The organism is Neisseria wadsworthii 9715 (genome assembly GCF_000227765.1).
Lineage (GTDB): Bacteria > Pseudomonadota > Gammaproteobacteria > Burkholderiales > Neisseriaceae > Neisseria > Neisseria wadsworthii.
The window spans coordinates 283,723-295,577 of record NZ_JH165159.1; the positions used below are offsets into that span (position 1 = coordinate 283,723).

The following is an 11,855-nucleotide window of genomic DNA, read 5'->3' on the forward strand; positions in this document are numbered from 1 at the left end:
TTTCCAAAAGCAGCCGGCTTTGCGCTTGATGCCGAACATTTCAGAGGCATTCATATAACAAAATCATCTTAAATTAAAACAAACCATTCTTTCCTTTTTTGAAGCCGCTTCAATAAAGTATTGCCGTTCAAGCCAACTTTAAAAGAAAGACAACCATATGACCACCACCGACCCGCGTGCCAAACTCCCCGACGCGCCGCTTGCTGACAACGAACGCTTGAAAGACCAAAGCCACTATCTCGAAGGCACGATTAAAAACGACCTTTCAGACGGCCTCACCGGAGGTTTCAACGGCGACAATTTCCAACTGATCCGCTTTCACGGCATGTATGAGCAGGACGACCGCGACATCCGCGCCGAACGCGTTGAGCAGAAACTGGAGCCACTGAAAAACGTGATGCTGCGCTGCCGTTTGCCCGGCGGCATCATCCAGCCCGCGCAATGGCTGGGCATCGACGAATTCGCCACCGACCACACCCTTTACGGCTCCATCCGCCTCACCAACCGCCAAACCTTCCAATTCCACGGCGTGCTCAAAGAAAACATCAAACCCATGCACCAATGGCTGCACAAGCTCGGTTTGGATTCCATCGCCACCGCCGGCGATGTGAACCGTAATGTGTTGTGCACCAGCAATCCCGTTGAAAGCGGGCTGCACAAAGAAGCCTACGAATGGGCGAAAAAAATCAGCGAGCACCTGCTGCCCAAAACCCGCGCCTATGCCGAAATCTGGTTGGACGGCGAAAAAGTCGAATCCACCGAAACCACCGAACCGGCTCCGCTGAAAGACGCAGTGAAAAGCGGCGATGCCACCGAACCTGTGCTCGGCAAAAACTACCTGCCGCGCAAGTTCAAAACTACCGTCGTGATTCCGCCGCACAACGATGTCGATTTGCACGCCAATGATTTGAACTTCGTGGCCATCGGCGAAAACGGCAAACTGGTCGGCTTCAACGTATTGGTGGGCGGCGGTTTGTCGATGGAACACGGCAACACCAAAACCTATCCCAACACCGCCAAAGAGTTCGGCTTCGTGCCGCTGGAAAAAACGCTCGATGCCGCCGCAGCCGTGGTTTCCGTGCAGCGCGACTGGGGCAACCGCAGCGACCGCAAAAACGCCAAAACCCGCTACACACTCGAGCGTGTGGGCGTGGACGTGTTTATCGAAGAAGTGGAAAACCGCATGGGCGCGAAGTTCGAACCCGTGCGCCCGTATCAATTTACCTCGCGCGGCGACCGCATCGGCTGGGTGCAGGGCGAAGACAAAAAATGGCATCTCACTCTGTTTATCGAAAACGGCCGTCTGCTCGATTACCCCGGCAGGCCGCTGAAAACCGGTATGCGCGAAATCGCCAAAGTCCACAAAGGCGACTTCCGCCTCACCGCCAACCAAAACCTGATCGTGGCCAACATTGCCCCGCGCGATAAAGCCAAAATCGAAGCCATTGCCCGCGAACACGGCTTAATCAGCGATGCAGTTACCCCGCAGCGCGAACACAGCATGGCGTGCGTGTCACTGCCGACCTGCCCGCTGGCGATGGCCGAAGCCGAACGCTTCCTGCCGCAGTTCACCGACAAGCTGGATGCGCTGTTTGCCAAACACGGCTTGCAGCAAGAGCATATCGTGCTGCGCATCACCGGCTGCCCCAACGGTTGCGGCCGCGCCATGCTGGCCGAAATCGGCTTGGTCGGCAAAGCGGTCGGCCGCTACAACCTCTACACCGGCGGCAACCGCGAAGGCACGCGCATTCCGCGCCTGTTTAAAGAAAACATCACCGAGCCGGAAATTTTGGACATCATCGACGGCTGGCTGGACGCATGGGCAAAAGGCCGTCTGAACAACGAAGGCTTCGGTGACTTTGCCGTGCGTACCGGCATCGTGAAGCCCGTGCTGGATGCGCCGCGCGATTTTTGGGCGGCTTGAACCGGTAAAAATGCCTGTCTGAAAAAGGTTTCAGACAGGCATCATGAAATCAATGCCACAAACGAACAGCAGCAAAACAAAGGATTCAATCATGAATGAAACCACCCCACCGCTTTTGCGTTTTATTACTGCCGGCAGCGTTGACGACGGTAAATCAACCTTAATCGGCCGCCTGCTCTACGACAGCAAAACCCTGCTTACCGATCAGTTTGCAAAGCTCGACCATGCCGTGCAAAACGGTCAAACACCTGATTTCGCCAGCCTTACCGACGGCTTGGCAGCCGAACGCGAACAAGGCATTACCATTGATGTTGCCTACCGCTACTTTTCCACCCCCAAGCGCAAATTCATCATTGCCGATACGCCCGGCCATGAGCAATACACCCGCAATATGGTAACCGGTGCTTCCACTGCCGACGCAGCCATTGTGTTGGTGGATGCGACCCGTGTCGATTTTAGCGGAGAGGAGCCTGCCCTGTTGCCGCAAACCAAACGCCACAGTGCCATTTTGAAGTTGCTCGGCTGCCCGAGCGTGATCGTAGCGGTCAACAAACTGGACCTGCTGGATTTTGATGCCGAAAAATACCAAGCCATTACCCGGGCTTACCGGAAGCTGGCCGAACGGATAGGCCTGACTGCAGAAATCCATTTCCTGCCCATCAGCGCGCTCAACGGCGACAATATTGTCCAAGCCAGTAAACACACCCCTTGGTACACCGGCCTGCCGCTGCTGCCCTTGCTAGAAACGCTGCCGGTAGTGCGCAACCGTGCGGAAAAACTGCCTGCACACTTTCCCGTGCAGCGCGTTGCCCGGCAAGACGGCAGCAGCAGCGACGATTTCCGCGGCTATCAAGGCCGTCTTGAAGCGGGCGGTTTGAACGTGGGCGATGCAGTCAAAGTGCTGCCCGGCGGGAAAACCGCACGCATTGCAGAAATTTACGGAGCAAACGGCAAAGCCCGCAGCGCGCAAACCGGCGAAGTGCTTACCGTTACGCTGGATACCGATATTGACATTTCCCGGGGCGACAGCATCGTTTCGATCGACAGCCCGATCACGCCCGGGCAAAATTTCCAAGCCGCATTGTGCTGGTTTGATGAAACCCCGCTCAACCTGCGCCGCAAATACCTTTTGAAACAAAGTACGCAAACTACTGCGGTGAAGATAAGCGAAATTGCTTATGTGTGGGATGTCAACACACTTAGCCGCGTTCGGGCGGCAGACGCACTCAATCTCAATGACATCGGAAGCGTTAGCCTGAAAACCCAACAGCCGCTCAACACCGGCACTTACGTCGAAAATGCCGCAACAGGTACATTTATCTTGATAGACGAGGCCACCAACCATACCGTCGCGGCCGGCATGATACGGGGCGGCGATTCTTCAGGCACATTTGAAATCTGATACCGCCTGCTGTTTTCTGCAAAGTGAAAACCCCTACATACACAGGCCGATAACCAGAAAAACCATATCGAGGAACCGTTATGAACCCTATCCCTCCCGAACTGCTCGACCGATTAGCCTCTTTGTCTCCGCAACAATTGGTCTTTTTGTCGGGCTATGCCTGGGCCAAAAGCCAGGGCGCAGAATCAGGCACCGCTCCGCTTGCACGCCCTTTTCAAGCAGAACCGCAGACGGCACGCACCGTGACCATTCTTTCCGCTTCGCAAACCGGCAATGCGCGAAAAGTGGCCGAAGAGCTGCTGATTAAGCTGGAAACCGCAGGTGTCAATGCCAAACTTACCGCCGCCGCCGATTATAAAACCAAGCAAATCGCCGCAGAAGACATCTTGCTGTTGGTGACTTCCACACAAGGAGAAGGCGAGCCGCCGGAAGAAGCCGTGCCGCTTTACAAGCTGCTGACCGGAAAAAAAGCACCCGATTTGAGCAAAGTGAGCTTTGCCGTGCTGGGGCTTGGCGACAGCAGCTACCCCGATTTCTGTAAAGCAGGCAAAGATTTCGATGCGGCGCTGGTGCAGCATGGCGCTAAGCGTATCGGTGATTTAGGGGTGTGCGACCTTGATTATCAGGCCGCAGCCGCAGAATGGGTGGCGCAAACCGCCGCACAGGTGGCCGAGCTTGCCGCTGGCGGTTCGGCGGCATCCGCCGCTGCACCCTCAGGGCATAACCAGCCCGACGGTGTGCATTACAGCAAAGAGCAGCCTTTTACCGCCGTGTTGTCTGCGCGCCAGAAGATCACGGCACGCCAAGCTGAAAAAGATGTGGCGCATATCGAAATCGACCTTGCCGGCTCGGGCATCAGTTATCAAGTCGGCGACGCTTTAGGCATCTGGCCGGTAAACGATGAAAACTTGGTTGCCGAAATCCTGCAACACAGCGGTTTGAACGGTAGTGAAACCGTGCAAAAAGCCGACGGCAGCCTTACCGACATCCGAACCGCCTTGCTGCACGATCTGGATATTACCCAAACCACTCCCCAATTTGTGCAGCAATACGCTGTGCTTTGCGGATCGGAAGCGCTCAAACGCACGGTAGAAGAAAGCGAAGCGCTCAATGCCTATATCGCCCTCACGCCGCCGGTGGGTGTGCTGGCGGCCTATCCTCACGCATGCGACGCACAGACCCTGTTCGGGCTGTTCCGTGCGCAAACGCCGCGCCTTTATTCTATTGCTTCTTCACAAGAAGAAGTGGGGGAAGAAGTGCACCTTACGGTAGGCGTTGTCCGCTTCGACCACCACGGTAACAGCTACACCGGAGCGGCTTCGGGCTGGCTCGGCAGCCGTTTGGAAGAAGGTGGCACGCTTCGTGTATTTGTTGAACCCAACAAACTCTTCCGCCTGCCTGAAAACGGCGACACCCCCATCATCATGATCGGCGCAGGCACAGGCATCGCTCCTTTCCGCGCTTTTATGCAGCAGCGGGAAGCCAACGGCGACAGCGGTAAAAACTGGCTCGTGTTCGGCAACCAAAAATTTACCGACGATTTTCTTTACCAAGCCGAATGGCTGCAATACCGTAAAGCAGGCCTGCTTACCCGCGCCGACCTTGCATGGAGCCGCCAGGGCAAAGAAAAAGTATATGTTCAGCACAAGCTTGCCGAGGCGGCAGCGGAAATATGGGCATGGTTGCAGCAAGGCGCCAACATTTATGTGTGCGGCGATGCCACCCGTATGGCGCGTGATGTTGAAAACACCTTACTCGGCATCATTGCTGAGCAAGGCAAAATGAGCAGCGATGATGCGGAAGATTTTCTGAACGAAATGCGTGAAGGTAAGCGCTACCAGCGCGATGTTTATTAAGCATGATCGGAAAGCGATGCCTGTCTGAAAACATTTTCAGACAGGCATTCTTGATGCCGCTTAATTTTCCGGCTCGAATTGCGCGGCGTGAATCGGGGAATGTTGCTCGAAATAGAATAAATCCGAATAGAATGAATCCGATTAAAATGTAGAGTATTCGCTATGCCCGGGTCAAACCTAGGCATAGCGAAAGCATAACAAAAAAGCTTATTGGCGATAGCGTATACGCTTGGACAAAAAGATTATGCTTTACGGTTAGCCCAAAGTGGCGTTCAATATCAAAAAGCAGATAACCGAAAGTATGGACGCGGCGGGTAAGGTAATCACCCAAGCCAAGCCGATGGGTTTCATCATGGCCCAGTTGGCGTTGCGGTTTACCAAGCCGATGCCCAATACGGCGCCGACCAAAATATGTGTGCTCGACACGGGCAGGCCGAGCAGTGAGGCCATCATGACCACCGAGGCGGCGGCCAATTCGGCGGTAAAGCCGGAAGAAGGGTGCATTTTCGCCAAGTTGGTGCCCACGGTGGCAATCACTTCTTTACCGATAAACCATAAGCCCACAATCAAGGCGATGCCGAAAGTCAGCATCACCACCGGAGGTATGGGGGCGGATGCGCCGATATCGCCGGTGCGCAAAACATCCATAATCGCGGCAAACGGGCCGATGGCGTTGGCAATGTCGTTGGCACCGTGGCTGAATGCGAAGCCTGCGGCGGTAAACACCTGCATCCAGCTGAACATCAAAAAGGTGGATTTGCCCAAATCTTTGCGTTTTAAAGTTTTGGCATAGATAAAAGTGGCCAGCCAGATGCCGGCGCCGATCATGCCGATAATCAGGAAACTTTGGATGGTGCTCATGCCCAAGTCAAGGTTTTTCAAGCCTTTGAAAATCAGCATGGAAGCAATCACCATGCCGCCGATTGCGGAAATTATCGGCACCCATGAATGGAGCGCGCGGTAGGCATCTACGCCTTGCTTGCGCTGGTCGATTTCATAGAGGCCTTTGTAGTAGTGGGATTCCAGTTCGGAGGGGTCGAAATCCTGCTCGCTGTAAATCTGTGCGTCGCGCGCCATGGCGGTGGCGACTTGGATTTTTTCGTGTTCTTCCAGTGATTCGAAGCTCAGTTTGTGCTGTTCTTTGTGCAGCTTGCGTTCGGCTTTGATTTGCTTGAGCCGCTCTTCTGCTGCGTCGTTGTAATCCAACACGTGTTTTTTGATTTGGTAAAACAAGATATAAGAAACCAAGCCGCCTAGCACGGGGGAAAGCACCCATGAAATGGCAATCGAGCCGATGGCGTTCCATTTCACCAGCGAAAGCGACATTTCTCCGCCGGCAAGCTGGTAACCGAGCATGATAGAGCTGCCGACAATGCCACCGATAATCGCGTGGGTGGTGGAAACAGGCAAGCCTTTGTAGGTGGCAAACAGCAGCCATAAAGCGGCGGAAAGCAGCGCCGACATCATGATAAACACAAACTGCATCGGCTCCAAAGGCAATGCCCCGAGGTTGACGATGCCGCTGCGGATAGTTTCGGTTACCTGGCCGCCTGCAATTACCGCACCGCTCACTTCAAATATGGCGGCTACCACCAGCGCCTGGGGGATGGTCAGTGTTCCTGCGCCGACGCTGGTGCCGAAAGAGTTGGCCACATCATTGCCGCCGATGTTGAAGGCCATGAATACGCCGAATATTGTCGCGAGCAGAAATACTGTGGTGTAGTTGTTCTGGGTGTAATCCAAACCCCAGAAGATAAAATAGCCGAGCATGCAGATAAGCATGACGGCAAAAAAGAGATTGGTTTTGTGCATCGGACCGGTTTTCGCCTGGGCCATGACTTTTTCCTTGTTAAATACGGGGGTAGGGGCGACGTTTTAAACCTTGGTTTAATTTGTAATGGATTTAAAACGTATGCAAAATACACGGTAGTTATCATAAATTACCAGTATTTCATTGATATTATAATTGGGTTAACCGGTATCTGAAAGAGAATTATGTCTAAAATGTTAAGATTTGTCGGGGTGGATAGCCCTTTGAAATTTTATGCGGTTGTGCCTGATGCTCAGTGGGTAGAACGTATGGTGAGAGCAGGTGCCGATACGGTGCAGTTACGCACGAAAACAATTAGCGGCGATGCTCTGCTTCAGGAAATCATGCGTTGTGTAAAGGCCTGCGAGGGCAGCCGTACCAAACTTTTTATCAACGATTATTGGCAGGAAGCGATTGCTGCCGGCGCCCACGGTGTGCATCTGGGGCAGGAGGATATGGATGATGCCGACTTGCAGGAGATTGCCGATGCCGGTCTGAGATTGGGCTTGAGTACGCATTCTGTGGCCGAGCTTGACCGCGCTTTATCGGTCAACCCGAGCTATGTTGCAAGCGGCGCGGTGTTTCCAACCACAACAAAAGTGATGAAATCCGAGCCGCAAGGTTTGGAGAAATTGCGCGAATATGTGCGGCAAGCAGGTAATACGCCGGTGGTGGCGATTGGCGGTATTGATTTGAACAATGCGCGAGAAGTGCTCTCAACCGGCGTGGCTTCGCTGGCGGTGGTGCGCGCAGTAACGGAGGCTGCCGACCCAGAAGCGGCTGTAAAGGCGTTTCAGGCTTTGTGGGATTAAATCATGGTATTTTTTCAGACAGGCATATTTCTTGATTTTAAATGTAATGCCTGTCTGAAACATTTTCCCCGATTTGCGGCAAATCGGCTATAATGTGCCGCAGCTCTTAGGGGAGTAGCCATTCAGGCGGTGTTTCAGGCCCGCCCGAAACCGTTGTCAACATAATTGCTTTCTAGCATGGCAGCGGTATTTCTGCTTCAGTAGAAACAGGCAAGACTTAAGGCATATCCGGCGCCGGCGGGCGTGCTGGGGTATGTCTTAATTTTTTGCCCGCACGGTTTTGAGTGCTCTGCTATGGAAGCTTTTTTTTCTTCAACGCTGGCGGTTGCCATTGCCGAAATCGGCGATAAAACCCAACTGCTTGCTCTTTTTCTCGCCGCCCGTTTTGCGCAGAAAAGCGCAATTGTCTCCGGCATTTTTGTGGCAACTTTACTGAATCATTTTGTTTCTGCCGTGTTGGGCGTATGGATTGCCGAATGGGTTGCGCCCGAAACCATGAAATGGATTGTCGGCCTCAGCTTTATCGCTGTCGGTCTGTGGCTTTTGCTACCCGATAAAAATGATGAGAGCGGAGGCAAATGGTTGCGGTATGGTGCGTTTGGCGCAACGTTAATTTTATTTTTCTTGGCCGAGGTGGGCGATAAAACCCAGATTGCCACGGTGTTGCTGGCGGCAAAATATCAAAGCATGTTTTGGGTGGTGGTTGGCAGTACTTTGGGTTTGATGCTGGCTAGTGTTCCGGTAGTGTATCTGGGTGAAATATTGATGAAGAAAATCCCTGTTGCTACCGTGAGAATCATTGCCTGCGTATTATTCTGCATTTTGGGTTTGCTCACGTTAATGGGTGGCGGAATCAGTTTGGGATAGTCGGAAATTTTTCAGACAGGCATTGTATGCAGGCAATGCCTGTTTTTGTTGAACTCTGAATCAAGCGTTTTAATTTAATGATTTTATTACTGCGGCCCGATTTCTCCACTATAATTCTGCGGAATATTTTTTCAGATAAACTATTAAGGCTGTGTGTAAGCACAAGCATGAAAGACTGGATATGAACGAACAAACAGTAAACAGCGCGTCGGGTTGGCGCAGCAGGCTGCGGGCGATGGGGCCGGGTATTATGATGGCTTCGGCGGCGGTAGGCGGTTCGCACATTATTGCTTCCACACAGGCCGGCGCGCTTTACGGTTGGCAGCTTGCGTTGATTATTGTGTTGGCGAACTTGTTTAAATACCCGTTTTTCCGCTTTGCGCCGCAATATACGCTGGAAACGGGTAGAACACTGTTGGAAGGTTATGCGGAAAAGAGCCGGGTTTACCTTTGGGTGTTTTTCCTGATGAATCTCTTTGCCACTGTGATTAACACGGCCGCGGTGAGTATGTTGTGTGCCGCCATTTTAAGTTTTGTGTTGCCGGGCGAATGGTCGATGAACGGGCTTTCGGTTGCGGTGTTGGCTTCTTCGGTGTTGCTGCTTTTGGTAGGCCCGTACCGCACGGTTGACGGCATGTCGAAAATCATCATGATCAGTTTAACCATTACCACTGTGGCGGCGGTAGTTGTGGCGGCAACCAAAGGTGCGCAGATGCAGGCAGATTTTATCGAACCCAGCCCGTGGAATCTCGGCGCGCTGGCATTTATTGTGGCTTTGATGGGCTGGATGCCGGCACCGATTGAAATTTCAGCCATCAATTCAATGTGGGTCGCAACCAAACGCAAGCTGGAAAAGGTGAGCTATGAAGACGGCTTGTTTGATTTTAACGTAGGCTATATCAGCACGGCTTTGCTGGCGCTGGTGTTCCTCGCATTGGGCGCGTTGGTGCAATATGGTTCGGGAGCGGAAGTAAAGATGGCTGGCGGCGCCTATATCGGTCAGCTGATTGATATGTATGCCTCAACCATAGGCGAATGGTCGCGCTGGCTGGTTACATTCATTGCGTTTGCCTGTATGTATGGCACAACCCTTACCGTTATCGACGGCTATTCGCGTACCAATATGGAATCGTTGCGCTTGATTGTGGGCGGGGAACGCAATACCAACCGGATTCTGGCTGTGTGGATTGTGTTTGCAGCGGTAACGGGGCTGTGCGTGATTCTGTTTTTCAAAGGCGCGGTGTTGGCTATGTTGAAATTTGCCATGATTGCCTCGTTTGTGAGTACGCCGGTATTTGCGTGGCTGAACCTGAGTTTGGTACGCAAAGGCAAGCATGCGCTGCAACCCTGGCTGATGGGGCTGGCTTGGATAGGCCTGCTTTATTTGAGCGGCTTTGCCGTGTTGTTTTTATTGAACCAAAGCGGTGTGCTGGCTTAGCGTTGATTGAGCCGGTAGAACAATGCCTGTCTGAAAACCGGTAATTCGGGCTTTCAGACAGGCATTGTTATAGGTTCAGGCTACGCCGGTATTATTCGGCACGGAAGCTGTCGTGGCAGGATTTGCAGCTTTGACCCACTGCGCCAAACGGTTTTTTCACGTCATCCAGTTTGCCGGAAGCCGCCGCAGTTTTCAAAGCGGCAGTTGCTGCGGTGAATTTTTCAATTTCTTTTTTAAACTCATCCGGTTTGCTCCAGATTTCAGGCTTGGCTTCCGATTCTTCTTTGGCACTTTCCGCAGTGTAGTGTTCCCACGGCTTACCGGAATTGGCATCCAGATTGTCGGCAGCTTTTTGGAATGCCGCAGCATCAAACGGCGTTTCGCCTTTTACCATTTTGCCCATAGCGCCGACATCTTCTTTAAATGCCTCCATTAAATCAGAACGGGCTTTAATGGAAGCTTTTGCATCAGATGCCACGCCTGAAGCAGCGGTGTTTTCAGCAGGAGCCGATGCGTTGCCTGCGGCATTATTGCCTTGGCCGCCGCAGGCGGAAAGAAGAGCGAGCGCGGCCAGTGTGCCGAGCGTGTAGAGAGATTTGTTCATGGTTTGGTCCTCATATGATTCATTATGTTTTATGTTTTTGCGGCTTATGCCTTGAGAGGCACATAGAATGAAGCCTGCATTGTCAATGTAACAGGAGCAGGAATCGTGTCAAGCGTTTTTGAGTATATATTGCTGTTTATTGATGAATTGACATGCTTTGGAAATGAAACAAGCCCAAACGCAAGGTTTGGGCTTGGAGAAATTGGTGGGTCGTGAAGGATTCGAACCTTCGACCAACGGATTAAAAGTCCGCTGCTCTACCGGCTGAGCTAACGACCCGAATAAGCTGCATATTTTAAACAGCAAAGAAAAGCTTGTCAATTATTTTTTAAGGCAAGTTGGGTTTGCGGTACAATTCTGCTGTTTGCTTAACAGGGAAATATCTTAATGAAAGCCATGATTCTGGCGGCGGGCAGGGGCGAGCGGATGCGGCCTTTGACGGATACTACGCCAAAGCCTTTATTAAAAGTGGGGCGAGAGCCTTTAATTGGTTGGCATCTGCATCGCTTGCGTGAAGCCGGGTTCACTGAAATTGTGATTAATCATGCCTGGCTGGGTAATCAGATTGTGAATACGCTGAAGGATGGTTCGGATTACGGCGTGTCGCTGGCGTATTCGGCGGAAGGTGAGAAAGGGCTGGAAACGGCGGGCGGTATTGCTACGGCTTTACACTTATTGGGCGAGGCCCCTTTTTTGGTAATCAACGGCGATGTGTTGACCGATATCGATTTTTCGGCGGCTAGGGCTTGTTCAGACAGGCTTCAAAAAGAAAGCAGGCTGGCTCATTTGTGGCTGGTACCCAATCCCGAGCACAACCTTAAAGGTGACTTTTCTTTGCTGGAAAACGGCTTGGTAGCTTCCGAAGCCGGTTCGGGCCGAAGAATGACATTTAGCGGTATGGGCGTGTATGACCCGAAACTGTTTTGCAACACGCCGGTTCGGCAGCCAGCAAAATTGGCTCCGCTCTTGCGTGAGGTGATGAACAAGGGCTTGGTCAGCGGAGAGGCGCACGAGGGCCTGTGGCTGGATGTGGGTACGGTTGAGCGGTTGGCCGAGGCGGATAAGTTGGCGCAGAGCTGGTAGGGTTGGATTGGTAATTGAAATGCCTGTCTGAAAGCGGTGATTACGGTTTTCAGACAGGC

9 protein-coding genes and 1 tRNA gene are annotated in these 11,855 nt (G+C 52.6%); 7 read left to right on the top strand and 3 right to left on the bottom strand.

Features of this window, described 5'->3' with window-relative positions:
- Nucleotides 1–157 precede the first annotated feature (157 nt).
- The 3 genes from cysI to HMPREF9370_RS01185 all read left to right on the top strand — a co-directional run bounded on the left by cysI (nucleotide 158) and on the right by HMPREF9370_RS01185 (nucleotide 5,182).
- Nucleotides 158–1,924, top strand: coding sequence for an assimilatory sulfite reductase (NADPH) hemoprotein subunit (gene cysI / locus HMPREF9370_RS01175; RefSeq protein ID WP_009115419.1), 1,767 nt, complete (start codon nucleotides 158–160; stop codon nucleotides 1,922–1,924).
- Nucleotides 1,925–2,015: 91 nt separating this feature from the next.
- On the top strand, nucleotides 2,016–3,326 hold the full coding sequence (locus HMPREF9370_RS01180) for a sulfate adenylyltransferase subunit 1 (protein ID WP_040666754.1): 1,311 nt from the start codon (nucleotides 2,016–2,018) through the stop codon (nucleotides 3,324–3,326).
- Between the two features lie 80 nt (nucleotides 3,327–3,406).
- On the top strand, nucleotides 3,407–5,182 hold the full coding sequence (locus tag HMPREF9370_RS01185) for an assimilatory sulfite reductase (NADPH) flavoprotein subunit (protein WP_009115421.1): 1,776 nt from the start codon (nucleotides 3,407–3,409) through the stop codon (nucleotides 5,180–5,182).
- 255 nt (nucleotides 5,183–5,437) lie between these two features.
- Here the strand turns inward: HMPREF9370_RS01185 and HMPREF9370_RS01190 are convergent, their stop codons facing one another.
- Entirely contained in the window at nucleotides 5,438–7,018 is a 1,581-nt protein-coding gene (locus HMPREF9370_RS01190) for an inorganic phosphate transporter (protein WP_009115423.1), read from the bottom strand.
- A 159-nt stretch (nucleotides 7,019–7,177) separates the two neighbouring features.
- Between HMPREF9370_RS01190 and thiE the strand changes: the two genes are divergently transcribed.
- The 3 genes from thiE to HMPREF9370_RS01205 all read left to right on the top strand — a co-directional run bounded on the left by thiE (nucleotide 7,178) and on the right by HMPREF9370_RS01205 (nucleotide 10,109).
- Complete coding sequence (thiE, locus tag HMPREF9370_RS01195) at nucleotides 7,178–7,804, top strand: thiamine phosphate synthase (RefSeq protein ID WP_009115424.1); 627 nt, start codon at nucleotides 7,178–7,180, stop codon at nucleotides 7,802–7,804.
- Nucleotides 7,805–8,098: 294 nt separating this feature from the next.
- The gene (locus HMPREF9370_RS01200; RefSeq protein ID WP_009115425.1) at nucleotides 8,099–8,671 is read left to right on the top strand and encodes a TMEM165/GDT1 family protein; all 573 of its coding nucleotides are present in this window, start codon (nucleotides 8,099–8,101) and stop codon (nucleotides 8,669–8,671) included.
- Between the two features lie 181 nt (nucleotides 8,672–8,852).
- Nucleotides 8,853–10,109, top strand: coding sequence for an NRAMP family divalent metal transporter (locus HMPREF9370_RS01205; protein WP_009115427.1), 1,257 nt, complete (start codon nucleotides 8,853–8,855; stop codon nucleotides 10,107–10,109).
- Between the two features lie 91 nt (nucleotides 10,110–10,200).
- Here the strand turns inward: HMPREF9370_RS01205 and HMPREF9370_RS01210 are convergent, their stop codons facing one another.
- The gene (locus HMPREF9370_RS01210) at nucleotides 10,201–10,713 is read right to left on the bottom strand and encodes a c-type cytochrome (protein ID WP_009115428.1); all 513 of its coding nucleotides are present in this window, start codon (nucleotides 10,711–10,713) and stop codon (nucleotides 10,201–10,203) included.
- 203 nt (nucleotides 10,714–10,916) lie between these two features.
- A tRNA-Lys gene (locus HMPREF9370_RS01215) sits at nucleotides 10,917–10,992 on the bottom strand.
- 108 nt (nucleotides 10,993–11,100) lie between these two features.
- On the opposite strand from HMPREF9370_RS01215, the gene murU reads away from it, so the two are divergent.
- Complete coding sequence (gene murU, locus HMPREF9370_RS01220) at nucleotides 11,101–11,796, top strand: N-acetylmuramate alpha-1-phosphate uridylyltransferase MurU (protein ID WP_009115429.1); 696 nt, start codon at nucleotides 11,101–11,103, stop codon at nucleotides 11,794–11,796.
- Nucleotides 11,797–11,855 lie beyond the last annotated feature (59 nt).